Source organism: Streptomyces sp. NPDC008125, assembly GCF_042957125.1.
Lineage (GTDB): Bacteria > Actinomycetota > Actinomycetes > Streptomycetales > Streptomycetaceae > Streptomyces.
Map to the genome: position 1 here is coordinate 631,114 of NZ_JBIBHR010000001.1, position 22,445 is coordinate 653,558.

Sequence of the window (22,445 nt, forward strand, 5' to 3'; positions counted from 1 at the left end):
AGGTGGGCGGTGTCACGCTCGCGACGAGGCCCCGGACGTTCGGGCTCCGGCCCCCGGTCCCGCCGCGTCAGGCGGAAGCACGCCTTCCGCGTCCGCGTCCCGTAACGATCACGCGCAGGAGGTGAACCCGGCGCCCGGACACCGCATGCTGAACGCCGGACGTACGCCGATCCACAACCACGGGGGAACGCGATGGGCGCCTTCCGCACGACCGCACGCACCACCGGGGGACTCGTCGCCCTGGGCCTCACCGCCGCCGCACTTCTGGCGGCCACGGCCTGCGGGACGGGAGACGGCCGGGCGGGCGGCACACCGTCGCCCGGGCCCTCCGCTTCCGCGTCGCCCCGCCCGGGCGGGGCGAGCGGCCCACGCACCGCCCCCGGCGCCCCCGGAGACGGTGAGCCCGTGCCGTACGACGGCACCTGCGGCGACGCGAACGCCAACACCGAGGTGACCATGGACTTCGCCCTGTCGCCCGAGGAGGACGACGCGAAGTACCTGCTCGTCGCCACCAACACCGGCGACCAGCCCTGCACCCTGTACGACTATCCGGTGATCACGTTCGGAGATGCCGGGTACGTGCTGCCGGTCCTCAAGAACTCCGAACCGCGGACCCCGGTGGAGCTTGCTCCCGGCCAGAAGGCGTACGCGGGCCTGCTGGCCCGCCAGAGCAACAAGGAGAACAGCTCCCCCGAGACGACCATCGTGCTCGGCCCTCCGGGCAGGAAGACCGCCGTCGGCGGTACGGACGAGGGCGCGCTCATCGAGCCGCCCCGCGAGGAAGGCGTCTACGTGGACGAAATGGCACGCGTGACGTTCTGGCAGAGCGACGCACGGAGCGCCGTGGCGCCCCTCTTCGCCCATTGATCCCGGACCCCTCACCCGCCGGCCCGACCCGCTACCGCCGGTCCGGCCCCCCGTGCCCCGTACCGCCGCTCTCGTCGTCCGGCCCCCCGTGCCCCGTGCCGCCGCTCTCGCCGTCCGTACCTCCGGCCCCGCCGCCACCGCCCGGACCCGTCACCTGGCGCGCCCCGCTCGCGCGGCGGTCGCCGCCGGAGCGCGGGCCGGGTCCTCGTCCCGCCCTCTGCACCAGCCGCCGTGCCCGTGTCCAGACGGGTTCGCCGCGCTGCCTGCTGCTGCCGCCCACCCGGGGGTCGTCGGTCACCGCGTACCGCTTGACGTACGCGCCGAGGAAGGCCTGGAGCGTGGCCACCGCGGGGATCGCGATCAGCGCGCCGACCGCGCCGAGCAGGGCCGTACCGGCGATCACCGATCCGAAGGCCACCGCCGGGTGGATGTCGACGGTCTTCGAGGTCAGCTTGGGCTGCAGCACGTAGTTCTCGAACTGCTGGTAGATCACGACGAAGCCGAGCACCCAGAGCGCGTACCAGGGATCGACGGTGAACGCGATCAGCATCGGCAGGGCGCCCGCGAGATACGTGCCGATGGTCGGGATGAACTGCGAGACCAGACCGACCCACACCGCGAGCGCCGGGGCGTAGGGCACGCCGAGGACGATGAGCAGGATGTAGTGCGCGATGCCGGAGATGAGCGCCATGAGACCGCGCGAGTAGAGGTAGCCGCCGGTCTTGTCGACCGCGATCTCCCAGGCCCGCAGCACCTCTGCCTGGCGGGACGGCGGCAGTACGGAGCAGAGCGCGCGGCGCAGCCGGGGCCCGTCGGCCGCGAAGTAGAAGGAGAACAGGAAGATCGTCAGCAGCCGGAACAGTCCTCCGAGCACGGTGGTGGAGACGTCCAGCACTCCGGTCGCGCTGTTCTGCACGTACCTCTGGAGCCAGTCCGAGTGCAGCAGGCTGTCCTGGACCTCGACCCGGGAGAGTTCCGTGTGGAACGTCTGGTTGACCCACTTGATCACCGAGTCGAGGTACTTCGGGAACTCGTCGAACATGTCCACGATCTGTCCGGCGAGCATCGAGCCCAGCAGGAAGACGAACCCGATGCCCAGGATGAACACGACGATGAACACGAGGAAGGTCGCCAGACCGCGTCGCATGCCCCGCCCGGCCATGCGGCCGACCGCCGGCTCTATGGCCAGGGCGAGGAAGAAGGCGATGAGGATGTTGACCAGCAGACCGATGAGCTGGTCGAACGCCCAGCTTCCGAGGCGGAAGCAGGCGTAGAGCGCCAATGCCATGACCACGGCACGCGGGAGCCACCGGGGCATGCGGTCGGGTCCGCCGTCCACCGGGGGCTCCGGTGGCACGGCGGGCGGGACGGGAGGCGCGGCGGAGTGCTGCGGGTTCTGCACGGTCTCGTCTGTCGGGGCCACGCCCACCAGTCTCGCCTACGGGCGGGGGCCGCCGGTCCCCCGGCCTGAACCCCCGGGGCTGCCGGGGGTTCACCGGACGGAGGGCGCGGCCGGGGGTGCGCGGTGGCTCAGCGCCGCTCGGCGGGGATGTCCATGGCGGTGCAGACCGCACGCCAGACGTCCTTCGTCTCCCACCCCGCGTCGAGCGCCTGATGGATGGTGAGACCGTCCAGCTCCGCCATGACGTGGTCACGCGCGAAGGAGTCCGCGTACCCGCCGCCGAAATGGTCGGCCATCCGCTCCCAGAAAATCGTCAACCGCATGACCCCAGTATCCCGCTCCCGGGGTGCGGTCCCACGCGGGCGGCACCTCGGGCTGCTTTCCGCTCTACGGTCGGTCCATGCCCGGAACCGCAGCACGTCCCCTCGCCCGCGCCGAGCAGTTCGTCTGGCTCACGGCCCGCGTACTCGAACAGCGGAGGTTCGCCCACGACTTTCTCGACGGCGACCCGGACGCGGTCGAGACCGCGCTCGCGGCCTATCTGAACGGGGACGGCGGTTACGGCCACGCGCTCGAACCCGATCTGCGGGGCCCGGTCAGCCAGCCCCTGCACACCGCGCACGCGCTGCGCGTCCTGGACTCCGTCGGCCGCTGCCACGGGCCCCGGGTGGACCGGATCTGCCGCTATCTGACAGCGGTGTCCACCGAGGAGGGGGCGCTGCCCGCGCTCAGACCCTCCCAGCGCGGCTACCCCGCCGCGCCCTTCATCCCGATCGTCGACGATCCGCCCGCCGGACTCCTGGCCACCGGACCGGTCGTCGGCCTGCTCCACCGCAACCAGGTCTGGCACGCGTGGCTCTTCCGCGCGACGGACTTCTGCTGGTCGGCCGTGGAGTCGCTGACCGTCTCGCATCCGTACGAGATCGAGGCGGCGGTCGCCTTCCTGGACGGCGCTCCGGACCAGGAGCGGGCACGGGCGGCGGCGCGGCGGCTGGGCCGACTGGTGCGGGAGCAGCGCCTCGCGGTGCTGGACCCGCGACGGCGCGAGGATTACCCCCTGGCACCGGGGTACGCGCCGGGTGAGTACCACTTCCCGCACGACTACGCCCGTACGCCCGCCTCGCTGGCCTGCGGATGGTTCACCGAGGAGGAGCTGTCCGCCTCCCTCGACCATCTCGCGTCCGAGCAGCGCGAGGACGGCGGCTGGCCGCTCACCTGGCGGCAGTGGGCCCCCGGCACGGCTTTGGAGGGGCGCCCGCTCGTCACCCTGCGTGCCCTCCAGATCCTGCGGGCGCACGGCCGTGACCTGGGGTGACGGTCCCCGCCTGCTACCACCCAAGGGCACGCACCCCGGCGGTGACGGCGACCGCGACGGCCACGACGACCAGGAACGGCGCGCGGAGCACGAGAGCGAGCGCCGCCGCCGCGAGCCCGGCGCCCCGGGCGTCGAGGACGAGACGGGCGCCGTCGCCGAACGTCTGCTGCGCGGTGAGGGCGGCGAGCAGCGCCACCGGGAGCAGGGCCGCGAGCCGCTGGACCAGTGGCCGTTCCAGGACACCGGCGGGCACCAGGAGCCCGAGGAGCTTGGCGAGGTAGCAGCCGCCCGCGGTGAGCGCGACGGCGATCCAGACGGTCATCGGTCGACTCCCGGGGTGGTGGTGTCCGGGCCCTCGGAGCCGCGTCCCGCCCGGCCCTTGAGGAAGAGCACGGCCGGGGCGGAGAGCCCGGCGAGCAGGACCGGAACCCCGGCGGGCAGCAGCGGCAGCAGTCCGAGGGCGAGGACGACGGCGAGCGCCGCCGTGATCCGTTCCGTGGTGCTGGTGAGCATGGGCGCGAGCAGCGCCAGGAACACGGCCGGTCCGGCGGCGTCCAGCCCCCAGGCGTCGGTGTCGCCGAGCTTCTTCGCGCCGAGTGCCCCCGCGAGCGTGGTGAGGTTCCAGAGCACGTAGAGCGAGGCGCCGGTGACGGTGAAGCCGAGACGGGCGGCCCGGCGAGTGGGCTGGGCCAGGGTGACGGCGGTGCTCTCGTCGATCACCCAGTGCGCGGCGAGCGGGCGCAGGGCGCGGGGCAGGGCGAGCAGCTGGGAGAGGCGGAGCCCGTAGAACGCGTTGCGTACGCCGAGGAAGAAGGCCCCGGCAGCCGCGGTGTACGGGTTGCCGCCGGCCGCGAGGGCTCCGACCAGGGCGAACTGCGAGGCGCCGGTGAAGACGAGAAGGCTCAGCGCGCAGGTCTGGAGCAGGGTGAGGCCGGCCCCGGCGGAGGTGACGCCGAAGGCGAATCCGGAGAGCCCGACGGCCACGCCGACGCCCAGCGCGTCCCGGACGACGGCCGCGTCGGCCTTCGTCGCACCGGAGCCGCCGGAGGTGCCGGACGTGCCGGACGTGCCGGACGTGCCGGACGTGCCGGGGCCGCCGGACGTGCCGGAGGTGCCGGAGCCGCCGGACGTGCCGGACGTGCCGGAAGTGCCGGAGGTGCCGGAGGTGCCGGAGGTGCCGGAGGGAACGGTTCCGCTGCCCGGGCCGACGAGGGGGAGGAGCGTGGGAAGGGGCTCGGGGAGAGGTGTGGGGAGGGGTGTCGTCTGTTCTGCCACGTCCGCGACCCTAGGGGTGGGAGCGGGTCCCGGTCTTGTACGTTCTTGCGCGTTCGCGCTGGTAGGCGCCGGGGGGCACACCCACGATCCGGGTGAAGTGCCGGTTCAGATGGGGCTGGTCGGTGAAACCCACCGCGGCGGCCGCGGCGGCGGGAGGCACCCCCGCCGCCAGCAGCTCGCGCGCCCGCCGCACCCGGGCGTTGGTGAGCCAGGTGTGCGGGGGCATTCCGTACCGCTTCTTGAAGGCGCGCAGCAGCGCGAAGGGGGTGGCGCCGACCTCCGCCGCGAGCGCCTCCAGGGTGGGCGGCGCGGTCAGCCGGTCCTCCAGTACGGCCCGGGCGAGGCCCGCCGCGCGGGCACCGGCGCCGAGGGAGGGGGCGGCTGACAGCAGACGGCCGTGCCGGCCGAGCAGGCGGGCGAGCACGACCCGCAGCAGGGTGTCGGCCGCGAGGGCGTTGCTCTCTTCGGCGGCCCGGTGCACCTCGTGGATCAGCCGGCCCGCCTCGGGGTCGGCGGTGCAGGAGGTGTCGAAGCCGACCGTGCCGCGCAGGCTGGTGACCTCGGCCGCCACCGCGTGCACGGCGCGGGCGGACGGGTAGAGCGTGGCGTACCCCCAGCCCTCCGGGACCCCGGCGCGGGCGGTGTGGGGCACCTCGGGGTTGATCATCACCACGGTGCCGGGGCCCGCGTGCAGGGTGCCGCCGGGCAGCCCGACGTCCTCGACGCCCCGGGTGACGGCCGCGACGACGTACCCCTCGTGGCTGTGGCGGGGGAAGGCGTGGCGGACGTAGTGGGCCCGGAGCAGGTCGAGGCCGGGCAGGGCGGCGTACCGCCAGTGCCGCGCCCACTCCCTCGTCGCCGGATCTGCCTCCGGGCCTGCCGCCATTTCGGCATTCTCGCAGGTCCGCCCGTGTGCACCGGCCGATGTCAGTGGCGGGGTGCACGATGGTGGGCATGGTCGGCTCTGCCCTGGACTCGTTCTCGCCCGCGACCCGCAGTTGGTTCGCGGGTGCCTTCCACGCGCCCACGGCAGCGCAGGAGGGCGCCTGGTCCGCGATCGCGGAGGGGTCGGACGTGCTGGTCGTGGCACCGACCGGCTCCGGCAAGACCCTGGCGGCCTTCCTCGCCTCCCTCGACCAGCTGGCCTCCGTACCGCCCCCCGCGGAAGCGAAGAAGCGCTGCCGCGTCCTGTACATCTCCCCGTTGAAGGCCCTCGCCGTCGACGTGGAGCGCAACCTCCGCTCGCCGCTGACCGGCATCCGCCAGGAATCGGTGCGGCTGGGGCTGCCGGAGCCGGAGGTCCGGGTCGGCATCCGGTCGGGTGACACGCCTCCGGCGGAGCGCCGGAGCATGGTGACGAAGCCGCCGGACATCCTGATCACGACCCCCGAGTCGCTCTTCCTGATGCTGACCTCCTCGGCACGGGACGCCCTCGCCGGGGTGGAGACGGTGATCCTGGACGAGGTGCACGCCGTCGCCGGCACCAAACGCGGCGCCCATCTCGCGCTCAGCCTGGAACGGCTCGACGAGCTGCTCCCTCGCCCCGCCCGCCGGATCGGGCTGTCGGCCACGGTCCGGCCGGTCGACGAGGTGGCGCGGTTCCTCTCGCCGCAGCGCCGGGTGGAGATCGTGCAGCCCGCCTCGGCCAAGGAGTTCGACCTCTCCGTGGTCGTACCGGTCGAGGACCTCGGCGAACTGGGCGGCTCACCGGCCCCCGACAGCGGTGCCGACCAGAGCGACAAACCGTCGATCTGGCCTCAGGTGGAGGAGCGGATCGCCGACCTCGTCCAGGCGCACCGCTCCACGATCGTCTTCGCCAACTCCCGGCGCCTCGCCGAGCGGCTCTGCAACCGGCTCAACGAGATCGCGTACGAACGCGCGACCGGCGAGGCCATGCCGGAGGCCCACTCACCCGCCGAGCTCATGGCTCAATCGGGCGGCGCGAAGGGCGCTCCGGCCCTGCTGGCCCGGGCGCACCACGGCTCGGTCTCCAAGGAGCAGCGGGCCCAGGTGGAGGAGGACCTCAAGGCGGGCCGGCTGCCGGCGGTGGTCGCCACGTCCAGCCTGGAGCTCGGCATCGACATGGGCGCCGTGGACCTGGTGATCCAGGTCGAGTCCCCGCCCTCGGTGGCCTCCGGCCTCCAGCGGGTGGGCCGGGCGGGCCACCAGGTGGGGGCCGTGTCGACGGGCGTGGTCTTCCCGAAGTACCGGGGCGACCTCGTGCAGGCTGCCGTGGTCACCGAGCGGATGCGCGAGGGCGCCATCGAGGCGCTGCGCGTCCCGTCGAACCCGCTGGACGTGCTGGCGCAGCAGCTGGTGGCGATCGTGGCGCTGGACACCCGGCAGGCGGACGACCTGCTGGCTCTCGTCCGCCGCGCCGCGCCGTTCGCGTCGCTGCCGGAGTCGGCGTTCACAGCCGTGCTCGACATGCTGGCGGGCCGCTACCCCTCGGACGCCTTCGCGGAGCTGCGCCCTCGCGTGGTCTGGGACCGGGTCGCGGGCACGGTGACCGGGCGGCCCGGGGCGCAGCGGCTCGCCGTCACCTCCGGCGGCACGATCCCGGACCGGGGGCTGTTCGGCGTCTTCCTCGCCGGGTCGGACCCCAAGAAGGGCGGCGGCCGGGTCGGCGAGCTCGACGAGGAGATGGTGTACGAGTCCCGGGTCGGGGACGTCTTCACGCTCGGCACCACGTCCTGGCGGATCGAGGACATCACCCGCGACCGGGTGCTGGTCTCCCCCGCCCCGGGGGTGCCGGGACGCCTGCCGTTCTGGAAGGGCGACCAGCTGGGGCGCCCGCTGGAGCTGGGCCGCGCGCTGGGCGCGTTCCTCCGGGAGGTCGGGGGGCTCTCCGAGGAGGACGCCCGGCTCCGGCTCCTCGCCGCCGGTCTGGACGCCTGGGCGGCCGGCAACATCCTGTCCTACCTCGACGAGCAGCGGCGGGCCTGCGGCCACGTCCCGGACGACCGGACGGTCCTCGTCGAACGCTTCCGGGACGAGCTGGGCGACTGGCGGGTGGTGGTGCACTCCCCGTTCGGCGCGCAGGTGCACGCCCCGTGGGCGCTCGCCCTCTCCGCCCGCCTGGCCGAGCGGTACGGCATGGACGCCCAGGTCATGCACGCCGACGACGGCATCGTGCTCCGGCTGCCGGACGCGGACCTGATGAGCCTCGATCTGCTCGACTTCGACGCACCTGGCGGTTCCGGCGGTTCCGGCGACGGCACGGACACCGACCGGGGCCTCATGCTCCCGGACGCCGCCTACGACAGCGGGCAGGCGCCGGTGGGCGCCGCCGACGTCGTCTTCGACAAGGGCGAGGTCCAGCAGATCGTCACCGACCAGGTGGGCGGGTCGGCGCTGTTCGCCTCGCGTTTCCGGGAGTGCGCGGCGCGGGCCCTGCTGCTGCCCCGGCGCAGCCCAGGCAAGCGCACCCCGCTGTGGCAGCAGCGCCAGCGCGCCTCGCAGCTGCTCCAAGTGGCCTCCGAGTTCGGGTCGTTCCCGATCGTCCTCGAAGCGGTGCGCGAGTGCCTCCAGGACGTGTTCGACGTACCGGGCCTGACCGAGCTCATGGGCGACCTCGAAGCCCGCCGCATCCGCCTCGTGGAGGTGACCACCACCGAACCCTCCCCCTTCGCCCGCTCCCTCCTCTTTGGTTACGTCGCCCAGTTCCTGTACGAGGGCGACTCGCCGCTCGCCGAACGGCGCGCCGCCGCCCTCTCGCTCGACTCGCACCTGCTGGCGGAGCTGCTCGGCCAGGCGGAGCTGCGCGAGCTGCTCGACGCCGACGTCCTGACCGAGCTGGAGCGGGAGCTCCAGTGGCTGACCGAGGAGCGCCGGGTCAAGGACGTCGAGGGCGTCGCCGACCTGCTGCGGGTCCTCGGCCCGCTCACTCCGGCGGAGCTGGCCGAGCGCGGCGCGGAGCCGTCCTGGGCACCCGAGCTGGAGACGGCCCGCCGGGCCCTGCGGGTCCGTATCGCGGGCGCCGACCACTGGGCGGCCGTCGAGGACGCCGGCCGGTTGCGGGACGCGCTGGGCACCGCCCTCCCGGTCGGGGTGCCCGAGGCGTTCACCGAGCCGGTGAAGGACCCGCTGGGGGACCTCCTCGCCCGGTTCGCCCGTACGCACGGCCCGTTCACCTCGGCGCGGGCGGCGGAGCGCTTCGGCCTCGGTCCGGCGGTGACGGAGGGTGCGCTGCAGCGTCTGTCCGCTTCGGGGCGGGTCGTGCTGGGCGAGTTCCATCCGGCGGGCATCGGACAGGAGTGGTGCGACGCCACTGTCCTGCGCCGACTGCGGCGCCGCTCGCTGGCGGCGCTCCGCCATGAGCTGGAGCCGGTGCCGCCCGCCGCGCTGGCGACGTTCCTGCCGCAGTGGCAGCACCTGGACGGCCACGGTCTGCGGGGCATCGACGGGCTGGCCCGGGCCGTCGAGCAGTTGCAGGGCGCGCCGGTTCCGGCCTCCGCGCTGGAGCGGCTGATCCTGCCGAGCCGGGTCGCCGGTTACACCCCCGCCCTGCTGGACGAGCTGACCACGACCGGCGAGGTCGTCTGGGCCGGGGCGGGCGCCCTCCCCGGCAAGGACGGCTGGCTCGCGCTCTACCCTGCGGACAACGCCCCGCTGTTGCTGCCGCCGCCCCACCCGCTGGAGCTGACCGCGCTGCACGAGTCGGTCCTGACCGCGCTCCGCGGCGGCTACGGCCTCTTCTTCCGCCAGATCGCCGATCAGGTCCGCGCCACCACGCACCCGGCCGCCTCGGACGCACAGCTGGCCGACGCGCTCTGGGACCTCGCCTGGTCCGGGCGGCTCACCAACGACACGCTGGCGCCGCTGCGCTCGCTCCTCGGGTCGGGGCGTACGGCCGGATCGACCGCGCACCGGGCCAGGCGCTCGGTGCCGCGCGGCCGGTACGGCTCGCTCACCGCGTCCGCCCGCCCGGCCTCCCGGACGGGCCCACCGACCGTTTCCGGCCGGTGGGCGCTGCTGCCGGCGAGCGAGCCCGAGCCCACCCACCGCGCCCACGCGCTGGCCCGCACCCTGCTGGACCGGCACGGCGTGGTCACCCGGGGCGCAGTGCAGGCAGAGGGCGTGGAGGGTGGTTTCTCCGCCACGTACCGCATCCTCGCCGCCTTCGAGGACAACGGGCAGGCGAGGCGCGGTTACGTCGTGGAGGGGCTCGGGGCCGCGCAGTTCGCGATGGACGGTGCCGTGGACCGGCTACGGGCGGCGTCGACGGCCCGGGACCGCCGGGACCCGGGGAGCGTGCCGCGCGCCGTGGTGCTGGCGGCGGCCGACCCGGCCAACGCCTACGGCGCGGCGCTGCCCTGGCCCGAGTCCCCGGACGGCGCCGGTCACAAGCCGGGCCGCAAGGCGGGCGCCCTGGTGGTGCTGGTCGACGGGGAGCTGACGCTGTACATGGAGCGCGGCGGCAAATCCCTGCTGGCCTGGCCCTCCGACCCCGAGGACCCCGCGCTGCGCGCCGCGGCCGAGGCGCTCGCGGCGGCGGCGAAGGCGGGGTCCCTCGGCACGGTCACGGTGGAGCGCACCAACGGCGTGTCCTCGCTGACCTCGCCGGTGGGCCGGGTGCTGGAGACGGCGGGCTTCCTGGCCACCCCCAAGGGGATGCGGCTGCGCGCCTGACCGGGCGGCCGGCGGCGGCCCGAGCGCAGCCGAGCCCCCCGCACCGACGCCGCGCCGCCACTGCCACTGCCACTGCCACTGCCACTGCCACTGCCACTGCCACTGCCGCATGATGGAGGCATGCCCGAAGGAGACACGGTCGCGCGGGCGGCGAAGCGACTTGACGCCGCTCTCGCCGGGAGAGTCCTCACCCATGCCGATCTGCGGGTGCCCCGGTTCGCCACCGCCGACCTGACCGGCCGCACCGTCCTCGACGTGTCCCCGAGGGGGAAGCACCTCCTCGCCCGTCTGGAGGGCGGCCTCACGCTCCACAGCCATCTGCGGATGGACGGCGCCTGGCGGATCTTCGCCCCCGGGGAGCGGTGGCGCGGCGGTCCGGCGTACGAAATCCGGGCCGTCCTCGGCAACACCGAGCACACCGCCGTCGGCTACCGCCTCCCGGTACTGGAGCTCCTGCGCACCGCCGACGAGGACCGTGTGGTGGGGCATCTGGGCCCGGACCTGCTGGGTCCCGACTGGGATGCGGACAGGGCCGTGGAGAACCTGCTCGCCGCCCCGGACCGCCCACTCGGCGAGGCGCTGCTCGACCAGCGCAATCTGGCCGGGATCGGCAACGTCTACAAGTGCGAGCTCTGCTTCCTGGCGCGCGTCACCCCCTGGCTTCCGGTGGGCGAGCTGCCCGGCCCCCTCCTCCCCCGGCTGGTGGGCGCCGCCGCGCGGCTGCTGGACGCGAACCGCGACAGTTCGACCCGCACCACCACCGGGCGGATCGCGGCCCTCAGCCGCACCCGTGAACCGGTGTACGTCTACGGGCGCGCGGGTCGCCCCTGTCTCCGCTGCCGTACCCCCGTCCGCAAGGCGGACCAGGACGACCGCCCCACGTACTGGTGTCCCCATTGCCAGTCGGGCCCCACCCCGTACTGACCGCCTCCCGCCGGTCGGCCCACCGGCCCCGTGCCGCCGGCCAACCCCCGCTTGCCGGCATTTCGCCCCCCGGGGCCCGCCACCGGATCTCACCGGTCGGGCCGCCTCCCGCGAACCCCGTTGCCCGGCCGTCCCCGACTGGGTACCCCACGCCTCCCCGTCCACCATCGGCGCGCGTACCGGAGGAACGGCCGGCCGGATATGGACCCGTCGTACCGGGGAGCCCGGCTTCTCGTTCCGGCCGCCGTCACGTGGACCGGCAGCAGGCTCAGGCCCCAGCCGCCCGCCACCACCGTGCCCTCCAGCGTTCCGGTCTGCCCCGGCACGAGGACGAGCCGCAACACGGCCCACCACCACAGCCCGCCGCATATCAGGAGTCCGGCGGACATCAGGACCGGCCGCACCCGTCTCCGTATCACTGCGGCCTCCTCCGGCCGACCACCCCGGCCATGGCCCGGGACGAACCGGACGCCGGGACCGGCCCGCCGGTCGGGCCTCTGTCCGGCAGTCTGCCCCGGGACCGGCCGCGCTGCATCCAGAGCCGGACCCGTTCCACCTCCCGCGGGCCCGCCCGGAGAGGCGCCGGGGGGAGAAAAGCCCTGGCCCCCCGCCCCGGGCGGACCGACCATGGCGGGATGCCGCATCCGCTTGAGCGCGTGACCGCCTTCCGCGCCGCCTTCGCCCGGCGCCAGGCCGCCGAGACCATCCGGCTTCCCGGCGCCTTCGCCGTCCGCGACCCGGATTTCCCCCTTTCCCAGGAGCACAACCAACTGATCGTCGACACACCGGACGCCGATCCGGTGGCGCTGCCCGAACAGGCCGAGCGGAGCCTCGGGCCACGTGAGCAGTACCGGATCTCCGTGCTGGACGACGCGCTCGGCGAGCGGGCCACCCCGGCGCTGGCGGCAGCCGGCTACCACCGGGACACCCATGTGGTGCTGACACGGGAGACGGCCGGCTGCGTGCTGCCGGACACCGCCGCGCGACCGGTCGCACTGGCCGGGTTGCGGGACGCGCTCCTCGACCAGCAACTGCTCTGGTTCCAGGACCGGGAACTCGCCCGGCAGCTCACCGACCGTCGCACCGCCCGGCTGCGTGGGGCGGCGGAGGTGCTCTTCCTCGCCGCCCGGACACCGGAGGGTGAGATCGCGGCCTGGGCCGACCTCTATCTCGACCGGTCCTCCGGGCTGGCCCAACTGGAGGACCTGGTGACCGTCGAGCCGCATCGCGGCCGGGGTCACGGCGACACCGTGCTCGCCACCGGCCTGGCGCTGGCCGCCGCTGCCGGTGTCCCCCGGCTCTTCCTCGTGGCGGACGAGACCGACTGGCCGCGCGCCTGGTACGTCCGCCGAGGGTTCACCGGGATCGGCCGCAGCCACGCCTTCCTCCGGGGGTGACAGCGGGGGCGAGTTCCTCCGGGGGTGACGGCGAGTTCCCCCGGGGTGGCGGCGAGGACGAACGCCGCGCCCCTCCGAACCTGGAACCGTGGGCAGAACCTGGAACCGTGGGCACCGGCCCCGCACACGGGACAGCCCCGCCACCGGATCACCCGGCAACGGGGCTGTTCTCGTTCTGCGGCCTTGAAGACTGCTCTTCGGTGGGTCGGGGAGCCGTCCGGCGTTCCGGAAGAAGGGTTCCGCTCGCCCCCGACCGGCTCAGGCGCTCTCCGCCTGGAACATCCAGGCATGCTTCTCGAGGTCGGCGGCCACGGCGATCAGGAGGTCCTGGCTCACCGGATCCGGGTCGGCGGTGACCTCGATGCGCTCCCGCATCCGGCCGATCACGATCTCCAACGCGTCCACCAGGACCTTCACCGCGTCGACGTCCTTGATCCAGCCGTCCGGCACGACGTTGATGGCGGTCGTCCGGGCGATGGTCGCGGACCGTCCGTCCGGGTTGACCCCGATGGCGGAGGCGCGCTCGGCCACCGTGTCGGAGTGCTGGCGCGCGGTGTCCACGACCTCGTCGAGCTGAAGGTGCACGGAGCGGAAGCGCGGGCCGACGACGTTCCAGTGGACCTGCTTCGCGGCCAGCGAGAGGTCGACCAGATCGACCAGGGCGCCCTGCAGGGACTCGCCCACCGTCTTGAGGTCGGCGTCGGAAAGCGGGCTTTTGACGACAGACATGCACTCTCTCCGTTCTGTCGGCGGTGGACCGGGCGCCGAAGCCCTGCCCTGTCGCGCCGACGGTTTCGTCGGCTGGTTCGACAGCCGCGGTCAGCACGCCATCCACGATGGCACAGAAGCTGACAAAGCGACCATCCGCAGCCTCGCTCTCCGTCTGCCCCGCGAACCGCCGCGCACACCCCCGTAGCCCGTGAACCCGTCGCGCCGCCCGCGCCCTCGCCCGCTCCCGTACACGACGGAACCCCGGCCTGCCCTCGGAAGGGCCGACCGGGGTTCCGTCACACCGGACCGTGCGGGTCAGGCGGCGACGACATCCACCGCTTCCGCGGGCGCCTTGATCGTCACCCGTCCCGCCGGTACACCCGCCACCGATGCCACGGAGACGGAGTTGAGCATGGGGCGCACCGGCACATGGACCGGATCACTGACTGCTGCCGACTCGGCGAGTTCGGCGAGTGACAGCTCATCGCTCACTTCACGCATGAGCTCGGACATCCGTACGTCAAGCGCGTCGCAAATCGCGGAGAGCAGCTCGGAGGATGCCTCCTTCTGCCCCCGCTCCACCTCGGAGAGATAGCCGAGCGAGACCCGGGCGGACGAGGAGACTTCGCGCAGAGTACGGCCTTGGCGCTGGCGCTGCCGACGCAGCACGTCACCCAGCAGGCGACGGAGCAGAATCATCGGTGGCTCCCTCCTCGGACCGCGTAGCCGCATCCTTCACGCCCCACCGTACCGCTTAGCGCTGCGGCCGTGCGGGGAGCGATGTCGTGTTCTCTCAGGGCTGCAAACATCAATTCCCCCCGTTCTGTTCCGTATCCTGTGCCCCCGCATTTTCTGCGAGTTCGCCGGAGAGCAGCTCAAGGACGCCGAGCACACTCTCTCTACGGATGTCCGTCCGCTCGCCGTTCAACCGCAGTGCGCAGACTTTACCGACCCCGCGGGGTCCCGCGACCGCGACGAAGACGGTACCCACGGGTTGACCGTCCTGCGGTTCGGGGCCGGCGACCCCGGTCGTCGAGATGCCCCAGTCGGCACCGAGCGCCCGGCGCACGCCGGTGGCCATACCGCGCGCGACCTCGGCGTCCACGGCCCCGCGCTCCGCGAGGAGCGCCGGATCGACCCCCAGCAGTTCGTGCTTCAAGGGCGTCGCGTAGGCCGTCACGGAGCCGCGGAAGGAGCGTGAGGCGCCCGGCACGGAGGTGATTTCGGCAGCGACCAGGCCACCGGTCAGCGATTCGGCCACGGCGAGGGTCTCCCCCCGCTCGGCGAGCTGCCGCACCACCCGGGCCGCGAGGGTCACCTCTCGGCCTCGGCGGGGTCGCCCACCACTGCTCCGGGATGTGTCTCGCCGCCGGCCACTGCGGCCGCGTCGACGCTCGCACCCCCGGCGGCAGCGGCCGGAGCGATCGCGGGGGACGCACCGGAAGCGACCGCCGGAGCTGCACCGGTCGGGGCGACCGCGGGGGCCGTGGAGACCTTGGAGGCCGTCGTCGGAGCGACCGCGACGGTCTCCGCGTGCTCCGGGTCCAGCGCCAGGACGGCCGCCTCCAGCGCCGCGACCCGCTCGGCGGCGAGCCCCTTGCGGCGCGCCACGACCGCCTGGCGTACGTAATCGAGTCCGGTGACCACCGTCAGCACGACGGCGACCATCATCACCCAGAAGCGGAAGGTGGCCAGGGGCCCGGTGAGTGCCAGGACGTACATCCCGACGGCCGTTCCCTGGGCCAGCGTCTTCATCTTGCCGCCACGGCTGGCCGGGATCACCGCGTGCCGGATCACCCAGAACCGCATGAGCGTGATGCCCAGCTCACGGAAGAGGACCACTCCGGTGATCCACCACGGCAGGTCGTCCAGCCACGACAGACAGATCAGCGCGGCCCCCATGATCGCCTTGTCGGCGATGGGGTCGGCGATCTTCCCGAAGTCGGTGACCAGGTTGTACGTCCGCGCGAGGTGCCCGTCGAACAGGTCCGTGATCATCGCGACGGCGAAGGCCGCCCACGCGAAGGACCGCCAGGCGGGGTCGTAGCCGCCGTCGGCCAGCAGCAGCATCACGAAGCCGGGCACGAGCAGCAGCCGGATCATGGTGAGGATGTTGGCGATGTTCCACAGGCTGGCCTGGTTCACGGCCGCGGTGCCCAGCTTGCCGCCGCGGACCGGCGTCGCGCCGGAACCGCCTGTCGCGGATGCCGGGGCTCCCGTCATCTGGCCGCCTCCGAGAGTGTTGCGAGATGTTCGGCCACCAGGTCGACTCCCTCGGTGCCCACTGCCTTCGCCTCGACCATAAGGCCGGGGACGAGGCCTTCGCGTGTGGTGAAGACCACCTGGCCGTCCGTTTCGGGTGCCTGGTGTGCGGCGCGGCCGATGGCGACCGGCCCGTCCTCCTCGGATTCCACGGACTCGACGAGCACCTGCAGCGTCTCCCCGACCCGCTCCTCGGCGCGCTGGGAGGTGAGCTCCTCGGCGAGCTGGGAGATGTGGGCGAGGCGCTCGGCGATGGTGTCGGCGTCCAGCTTGTTCTCGTAGCCGACCGCTTCGGTCCCCTCCTCGTCGGAGTACCCGAAGACGCCGATGGCGTCGAGCCGGGCGCCGGTGAGGAAACGCTCCAGCTCGGCCAGGTCGGCCTCGGTCTCGCCGGGGAAGCCGACGATGAAGTTGGACCGCGCGCCGGCCTGCGGGGCCTTGGAGCGGATGGTGTCCAGGAGCTCCAGAAAGCGGTCCGTGTCGCCGAAGCGGCGCATGGCGCGCAGCACGCCGGGGGCGGAGTGCTGGAAGGACAGGTCGAAGTACGGGGCGACCTTCGGCGTGGAGGTCAGGACATCGATCAGTCCGGGGCGCATCTCGGCGGGCTGGAGGTAGCTGACGCGGATGCGCTCGATGCCGTCGACGTCGGCGAGCTCGGGCAGCAGGGTCTCCAGCAGGCGGATGTCGCCGAGGTCCTTGCCGTACGAGGTGTTGTTCTCGGAGACCAGCATGACCTCCTTGACGCCCTGCTCGGCCAGCCAGCGGGTCTCGCCCAGCACGTCGGAGGGACGGCGGGAGATGAAGGAGCCGCGGAAGGAAGGGATGGCGCAGAAGGAGCAGCGGCGGTCGCAACCGGAGGCCAGCTTCACCGAGGCGACGGGGCTCGTGCCCAGGCGGCGGCGGAGCGGGGCGCGCGGCCCGGAGACCGGAGCGACGCCTTCCGGGAGGTCGGCGGGGGCCGGGGCGATCTCCTGCGCGTGCCCGGGCAGGGCCACTGCGGCGTCCTGCCGTTCGGCGGGGCTGATCGGGAGGAGCTTGCGCCGGTCGCGCGGGGTGTGGGAGGCGTGGATGCCGCCGTTGAGGATGGTCTGGAGCCGGTCGGAGATGTCGGCGTAGTCGTCGAAACCGAGGACTCCGTCGGCTTCCGGCAGGGCCTCGGCAAGATCCTTGCCGTAGCGCTCGGCCATGCAGCCGACCGCGACGACGGCCTGGGTCCTGCCGTGATCCTTCAGATCGTTGGCTTCGAGGAGGGCATCGACGGAGTCCTTCTTGGCGGCTTCGACGAAGCCGCAGGTGTTGACGACGGCGACATCCGCGTCGGAGGCGTCCTCGACGAGCTCCCAGCCGTCCGCTGCCAAGCGGCCTGCAAGCTCCTCCGAGTCCACCTCGTTACGGGCGCAGCCAAGAGTGACGAGGGCGACGGTACGGCGTTCGGGCATGGCATCAAGACTACTTTGTCGCGGCGGGCCTCCCGCCGCGCAGGGTTCCCCGCTACCCAACGTCACCCCGGCCACCCGGAAACGCGACGGCCGCCGGGTGTCGGGGCGCGCGGAACGCGACGAGCGCCCGGTACCGGGATGGCGGCGGAACGCGACGAGCGCCCGGCGACTGGCCGGGCGCTCGTCGTGGTGCGGCTGGGTGCCCGTGAGGAGGGCGGAGTCGTACGGGAGACGGGGCTTCTCAGCCCGCCTCGGGGTCGCCCTTCGCGTAGGAAAGCCGCTCGACCTGTCCGGGTTCGAACTGGTCCTGGACCTTCTTGCCGTTTACGAAGAGGTCGATGGATCCGGCGTTGCCGAGGACGAGGTCGACGCGCTCCTCGTCCTGGAACGTCTTCGACTGGCCCTGGAGGAGCAGTCCGTCGAAGAGGATCTGCCCGCTGTGGTCCTTGGCGGAGATCCAGCTCTTGCCCTCGGTGGCGCTGAGCTTGACCGTCACCTTGTCCAGCGGAGCCGCCGCGATGGCGCTCTCCGACGGCACGGGCTTGGGGTCGGCGGGCTTGGTGGGGGTCGGTTTGGCGGTGGCCGTCTTGTCGGGCGTGGAGCCCTCGGCCACGTGTGCGGTGCTGGTTCCGTCGTCCTCACCGTGGAAGAGCGTGAAGCCGACGAACCCGACGACGGCGACGATGGCCGCGACCATGGCCGCGGTCCAGTTGGGACGCCGGGGTTCGGATCTGATGCGTTCCGCTTCGAAGAGCGGAGCCGCGGGCGTGGGCACGGGACGGCCGCCGTGTTCGGCGTCGTACTGCTGGACCAACGGTTCCGGATCGATGCCGACGGCGCGGGCGACAGTGCGGATGTGACCGCGCGCGTAGACGTCTCCGCCGCAGCGCGAGAAGTCGTCGTCCTCGATCGCGTGCACGATGGGGATGCGCACCCGGGTGGAAACGCTGACTTCGTCGACCGTCAGACCTGCGGCGATACGAGCCTGCTGAAGCACACGACCGATCGAAGGCCGGTCGTCTTCGGGGGAGTTGCCGATGGACACGGGGGCGCCTTTCGAGCGTGAGCCACCTGCTGGATGTTCAGTCTAGGGGGGGTACGAAAGGGTGGGGCAACCGGGCGCGACGACTTTGTACGCCATCGGGCCCGACGGACAACCCCTTGGGCCGTACCGCGGGAGCGGCCACGGCCGTACCCTCCACTTGAACTTGACGTACGACCGGAGGAAACGGTTGCCCCCGCCCTTGGGCCAAGAGGATTCCGCGATGCTTCCGTGACCTCCGGGAGCGGCCGGCCTCAGGGAGCGGTTTCCCCGCGGATGAGAGCCAACACCCCGTCCAGCTCGTCGGGCTTGACCATCACGTCACGGGCCTTCGACCCCTCGCTGGGGCCGACGATGTTCCGTGACTCCATCAGGTCCATGAGCCTTCCGGCCTTGGCGAAGCCGACCCTCAACTTGCGCTGGAGCATCGAGGTCGAGCCGAACTGCGTCGAGACGACGAGTTCCGCGGCCTGGCAGAGCAGGTCGAGGTCGTCGCCGATGTCCTCGTCGATCTCCTTCTTCTGCTTGGTCCCGGCCACCACGTCCTCACGGAAGACGGGGGTCATCTGGTCCTTGCAGTGCTGGACGACGGCGGCGACCTCCTCCTCGGTGACGAAGGCGCCCTGCATACGGGTCGGCTTGTTCGCCCCCATCGGCAGGAACAGCCCGTCACCCTTTCCGATGAGCTTCTCGGCGCCGGGCTGGTCCAGGATGACCCGGCTGTCCGCGAGCGAGGAGGTGGCGAACGCCAGCCGGGAGGGCACGTTGGCCTTGATCAGTCCGGTGACGACGTCGACGGAGGGCCGCTGCGTCGCGAGCACCAGGTGGATACCGGCGGCCCGGGCGAGCTGGGTGATGCGGACGATGGAGTCCTCCACGTCGCGCGGCGCGACCATCATCAGGTCCGCCAGCTCGTCGACGATCACCAGCAGGTACGGGTACGGCGACAGCTCCCGCTCGCTGCCCTCGGGCGCCTTCACCTTGCCGTCGCGCACCGCGTGGTTGAAGTCGTCGATGTGCCGGAACCCGTACGCCGCGAGGTCGTCGTAGCGCAGGTCCATCTCCCGCACCACCCACTGGAGCGCCTCGGCGGCCTTCTTCGGGTTGGTGATGATCGGTGTGATCAGGTGCGGGATGCCCTCGTACGCGGTCAGCTCGACCCGCTTGGGGTCGACGAGGACCATGCGCACGTCGTCCGGGGTGGCCCGGACCATGATCGAGGTGATCAGGCAGTTGATGCAGGACGACTTGCCGGAGCCGGTCGCCCCCGCGACCAGCACGTGCGGCATCTGCGCCAGGTTGGCCATCTCGTAGCCGCCCTCGACGTTCTTGCCGAGCGCGACCAGCATCGGGTGGTCGTCCTCGGCCGCGTCCGCGAGCCGCAGGACGTCACCGAGGTTGACCATCTCCCGGTCGGAGTTCGGGATCTCGATGCCGACCGCCGACTTGCCGGGGATCGGCGAGATGATCCGGACGTCGGGGCTGGCGACGGCGTAGGCGATGTTCTTGGTGAGCGCGGTGATCCGCTCGACCTTCACCGCCGGCCCGAGCTCGACCTCGTACCGGGTGACCGTCGGGCCCCGGGTGAAGCCGGTGACGGCCGCGTCGACCTTGAACTCCGTGAAGACGTTGGTCAGCGAGGCGACGACCGCGTCGTTCGCCGCGCTCCGCGTCTTGCCGGGGCCGCCGCGCTCCAGCAGGTCGAGGGAGGGCAGCGAGTAGGTGATGTCGCCGGAGAGCTGGAGCTGCTCGGCCCGGGCGGGCAGCGGCCGGGTCTGCTCCGGCGCGGGCTTGGTCAGGTCCGGTACGCCGGCGGGCGGCGCACCGGCGGGCCTGCGGCCGGTCCGCTCCTTGCCCGCCTCCCCGGCGGACCGGGACCCGCGCGCCCCGGGAACGGGGGTGCCGGTCCGCTCCCCGGTGTGGTCCCGGTCGCCGTGGACCCCCTGGGTGAGGTCCGCGACGACGGGTGAGGGCGAGATGCCGTTGAGCACCGCTCCGTCCAGCGCGGCGGCGGCTGCCGCCGCCACGTCGACGGCGTCCATCGGCCGGTTCGCACCGGGCTGCGCCGTCTGCCGACGGGGCCTGCGGCGCTGGGCCGGCGCCTCGTTCTCCGCGCCGTCCGGGTCGTACACCCCTCCGGGGCGGCGGCCGGGTGTCCGGCCGGGCAGCGCCTCGCGCCACTGGTCGTCGTACCGCTCGTCGTCGGCATAGTCCTCGTAGCCGTCCTCGCGCGCCGCCGGCGAGTCCACGAGGCCGAGCTTCGTCCCGAGCAGCCGGAGCCGCTGCGGAATCGCGTTGACGGGCGTGGCCGTCACGACGAGGAGGCCGAACACCGTGAGCAGGAGCAGCAGCGGTACGGCGAGGACATCACCCATCGCGAAGACCAGCGGGGTGGAGGCGCCCCAGCCGATCAGGCCGCCGGCGTCCTGTATGGCCTGCGTGCCGTCCCCCCGGCCGGGGCTGCCGCAGGCGATGTGGACCTGCCCGAGGATGCCGACGACCAGAGCGGAGAGACCGATGACGATGCGTCCGTTGGCCTCGGGCTTCTGCGGATAGAGGATCAGCCGCACGGCGACCGCGCCCAGCAGTATCGGTACGAGGAGGTCGAGTCGTCCGAAGGCCCCGGTCACCAGCATCTCGACGAGGTCACCGACCGGTCCGCGCAGATTCGACCAGGTGCCCGCGGCGACGATCAGCGCGAGCCCCAGCAGCAGCAGTGCCAGCCCGTCCTTGCGGTGGGCCGGGTCGAGCCCCTTGGCACCACGCCCTATCGAACGGAGCATGGCACCCACACCGTGCGCCGTGCCGAGCCAGACGGCACGCACCAGCCGGACGACCCCGTTGGTGGGGGACGCGGCGGGCTTCGGCGCGGGCCTTCTGGCCGCCCCCTTCTTGACGGGCACCCTGTTGGCGGGCGCCCGGCGCGGAGGCGCCGCTTTCCCGGCCGGCGCCTTCTTCGCGGGCGCTGCTTTTCTCGCCGGCCCCGGGGTACGGCCGGCACTCTGGGCGGTGCCCGCCGAGCTCTGGGAACCCTTGCCGGACGTACGTGAGGCCATGCGCCGAGGTTACCGGTGTCGACGCGTCGGGACACGTGCCCGTCGGGTTCACCCGACCGTGTCGCCTTGCAGCGGCGCAAAACTGACGCCGTCTCACTCGCGCGGGAGGGTTGAACGGCGGCCCTGGGGGCAGTGGGGAGCTGACCAGCAGCACTGGTTCCGCACGCCGTCAGCCCCGTGACCGCCCGCCCCGGTCCGTCCGTTCCCGTCCGGACCGCCCCGCACCGGTCTGCCGGTGCCGGGCTGTCAGTTCGGTGACGGCAAAATGCCGGTGGCGCCGTTCGTACCGGGCTCCAGGGCGTCGAGCGCCCGCCGCAGACCCGTCAGCTTGCGTTCGAGATGCGCCGCCGTGGCGACGGCCGCCGCGTCGGCGGACTCGTCGTCCAACTGCTTGGAGAGCGCTTCCGCCTGCTCCTCCACCGCGGCGAGACGCGCGGAGAGTTCGGCCAGCAACCCGGCCGGCTCCCGGTCCTCACCCGACCGCCCACCGTCGAGCTGGGCCCTCAGCAGGGCCGCCTGCTCGCGCAGCTTGCAGTTCTTCATGTACAGCTCGACGAAGACCGACACCTTGGCGCGGAGCACCCAGGGGTCGAACGGCTTCGAGATGTAATCGACGGCGCCGGCGGCGTATCCCCGGAAGGTGTGGTGCGGGCCGTGGTTGATGGCGGTGAGAAAGATGATCGGGATGTCCCGCGTCCGCTCACGGCGCTTGATGTGCGCCGCCGTCTCGAAACCGTCCATGCCCGGCATCTGGACGTCGAGCAGGATGACCGCGAAGTCGTCCGTGAGCAGCGCCTTGAGCGCTTCCTCCCCTGACGATGCCCGCACCAGCGTCTGATCCAGCGCAGAGAGGATGGCCTCCAGCGCCAGCAGATTCTCCGGCCGGTCATCGACCAGGAGGATCTTGGCCTTCTGCATCATGGCCCGCCCTCCTCATTCCGGCGTCGCACCGGGTGCCGCCCCAGGGGACGGCTCCGTATCGCCGTCCGTCTTGTGCCGGTCATCGTAGCCGCACCCCGGCCGCCGCCACACCCTGTCACCGCGATGTCACTGTGCACACAACAAGAACGCGGCGGGAGTTCAGAAGGTTCCCGGCACGGAGCGCCTCCACACCTCTCCCGGGA

Annotated in this window: 18 protein-coding genes; 5 read left to right on the plus strand and 13 right to left on the minus strand. The window is 72.8% G+C overall.

Features of this window, described 5'->3' with window-relative positions:
- Positions 1 to 192: 192 nt before the first annotated feature.
- Positions 193 to 867 (plus strand): DUF4232 domain-containing protein, encoded by a 675-nt coding sequence (locus ACFZAX_RS02610; RefSeq protein WP_390958327.1) that lies wholly within the window; start codon positions 193 to 195, stop codon positions 865 to 867.
- Positions 868 to 898: 31 nt separating this feature from the next.
- Here the strand turns inward: ACFZAX_RS02610 and ACFZAX_RS02615 are convergent, their stop codons facing one another.
- Both ACFZAX_RS02615 and ACFZAX_RS02620 read right to left on the minus strand, forming a co-directional pair.
- On the minus strand, positions 899 to 2,185 hold the full coding sequence (locus tag ACFZAX_RS02615) for an AI-2E family transporter (RefSeq protein ID WP_390958411.1): 1,287 nt from the start codon (positions 2,183 to 2,185) through the stop codon (positions 899 to 901).
- A gap of 212 nt (positions 2,186 to 2,397) precedes the next feature.
- On the minus strand, positions 2,398 to 2,592 hold the full coding sequence (locus ACFZAX_RS02620) for a DUF3046 domain-containing protein (protein WP_390958329.1): 195 nt from the start codon (positions 2,590 to 2,592) through the stop codon (positions 2,398 to 2,400).
- 77 nt (positions 2,593 to 2,669) lie between these two features.
- Between ACFZAX_RS02620 and ACFZAX_RS02625 the strand changes: the two genes are divergently transcribed.
- Complete coding sequence (locus tag ACFZAX_RS02625) at positions 2,670 to 3,584, plus strand: hypothetical protein (RefSeq protein ID WP_390958331.1); 915 nt, start codon at positions 2,670 to 2,672, stop codon at positions 3,582 to 3,584.
- Between the two features lie 13 nt (positions 3,585 to 3,597).
- On the opposite strand, the gene ACFZAX_RS02630 is transcribed toward ACFZAX_RS02625, so the two are convergent.
- The 3 genes from ACFZAX_RS02630 to ACFZAX_RS02640 are packed head-to-tail and all read right to left on the minus strand — an operon-like array spanning position 3,598 to position 5,745.
- Entirely contained in the window at positions 3,598 to 3,906 is a 309-nt protein-coding gene (locus ACFZAX_RS02630; protein ID WP_390958332.1) for an AzlD domain-containing protein, read from the minus strand.
- The gene (locus ACFZAX_RS02635; RefSeq protein ID WP_390958334.1) at positions 3,903 to 4,859 is read right to left on the minus strand and encodes an AzlC family ABC transporter permease; all 957 of its coding nucleotides are present in this window, start codon (positions 4,857 to 4,859) and stop codon (positions 3,903 to 3,905) included. Before ACFZAX_RS02635 ends, ACFZAX_RS02630 begins: the two co-directional genes overlap by 4 nt.
- A 10-nt stretch (positions 4,860 to 4,869) precedes the next feature.
- Positions 4,870 to 5,745, minus strand: a complete 876-nt coding sequence (locus ACFZAX_RS02640) for an AraC family ligand binding domain-containing protein (protein WP_390958336.1) — start codon at positions 5,743 to 5,745, stop codon at positions 4,870 to 4,872.
- Positions 5,746 to 5,813: 68 nt separating this feature from the next.
- Here ACFZAX_RS02640 and ACFZAX_RS02645 point away from each other — a divergent pair, with 68 nt between their 5' ends.
- From ACFZAX_RS02645 to ACFZAX_RS02655, 3 genes are all read left to right on the plus strand, one after another.
- Positions 5,814 to 10,490 carry a DEAD/DEAH box helicase gene (locus ACFZAX_RS02645; RefSeq protein ID WP_390958338.1) on the plus strand — a complete coding sequence of 1,559 codons (4,677 nt, stop codon included), beginning with the start codon at positions 5,814 to 5,816 and terminating at the stop codon, positions 10,488 to 10,490.
- Between the two features lie 120 nt (positions 10,491 to 10,610).
- Positions 10,611 to 11,414, plus strand: coding sequence for a DNA-formamidopyrimidine glycosylase family protein (locus ACFZAX_RS02650; protein WP_390958339.1), 804 nt, complete (start codon positions 10,611 to 10,613; stop codon positions 11,412 to 11,414).
- Between the two features lie 635 nt (positions 11,415 to 12,049).
- The gene (locus ACFZAX_RS02655; RefSeq protein WP_390958341.1) at positions 12,050 to 12,811 is read left to right on the plus strand and encodes a GNAT family N-acetyltransferase; all 762 of its coding nucleotides are present in this window, start codon (positions 12,050 to 12,052) and stop codon (positions 12,809 to 12,811) included.
- 258 nt (positions 12,812 to 13,069) lie between these two features.
- Here ACFZAX_RS02655 and ACFZAX_RS02660 read toward each other — a convergent pair whose 3' ends face one another.
- From ACFZAX_RS02660 to ACFZAX_RS02695, 8 genes are all read right to left on the minus strand, one after another.
- Entirely contained in the window at positions 13,070 to 13,540 is a 471-nt protein-coding gene (locus tag ACFZAX_RS02660; RefSeq protein WP_390958343.1) for a ferritin-like domain-containing protein, read from the minus strand.
- 297 nt (positions 13,541 to 13,837) lie between these two features.
- Positions 13,838 to 14,221 carry a helix-turn-helix domain-containing protein gene (locus ACFZAX_RS02665; protein ID WP_390958344.1) on the minus strand — a complete coding sequence of 128 codons (384 nt, stop codon included), beginning with the start codon at positions 14,219 to 14,221 and terminating at the stop codon, positions 13,838 to 13,840.
- 109 nt (positions 14,222 to 14,330) lie between these two features.
- Complete coding sequence (locus ACFZAX_RS02670) at positions 14,331 to 14,840, minus strand: nicotinamide-nucleotide amidohydrolase family protein (protein ID WP_390958346.1); 510 nt, start codon at positions 14,838 to 14,840, stop codon at positions 14,331 to 14,333.
- On the minus strand, positions 14,837 to 15,745 hold the full coding sequence (pgsA, locus tag ACFZAX_RS02675; RefSeq protein WP_390958349.1) for a CDP-diacylglycerol--glycerol-3-phosphate 3-phosphatidyltransferase: 909 nt from the start codon (positions 15,743 to 15,745) through the stop codon (positions 14,837 to 14,839). The genes ACFZAX_RS02670 and pgsA overlap by 4 nt, the downstream gene beginning before the upstream one ends.
- Positions 15,742 to 17,223, minus strand: coding sequence for a 30S ribosomal protein S12 methylthiotransferase RimO (rimO, locus tag ACFZAX_RS02680; RefSeq protein ID WP_390958351.1), 1,482 nt, complete (start codon positions 17,221 to 17,223; stop codon positions 15,742 to 15,744). Before rimO ends, pgsA begins: the two co-directional genes overlap by 4 nt.
- Before the next feature lie 241 nt (positions 17,224 to 17,464).
- Positions 17,465 to 18,268 carry a RodZ domain-containing protein gene (locus ACFZAX_RS02685; RefSeq protein ID WP_390958353.1) on the minus strand — a complete coding sequence of 268 codons (804 nt, stop codon included), beginning with the start codon at positions 18,266 to 18,268 and terminating at the stop codon, positions 17,465 to 17,467.
- Positions 18,269 to 18,519: 251 nt separating this feature from the next.
- Positions 18,520 to 21,321, minus strand: a complete 2,802-nt coding sequence (locus tag ACFZAX_RS02690; RefSeq protein ID WP_390958355.1) for a DNA translocase FtsK — start codon at positions 21,319 to 21,321, stop codon at positions 18,520 to 18,522.
- 246 nt (positions 21,322 to 21,567) lie between these two features.
- Positions 21,568 to 22,242: a response regulator gene (locus ACFZAX_RS02695; protein WP_327178314.1), complete on the minus strand. Its 675-nt coding sequence runs from the start codon at positions 22,240 to 22,242 to the stop codon at positions 21,568 to 21,570.
- Positions 22,243 to 22,445: the final 203 nt, after the last annotated feature.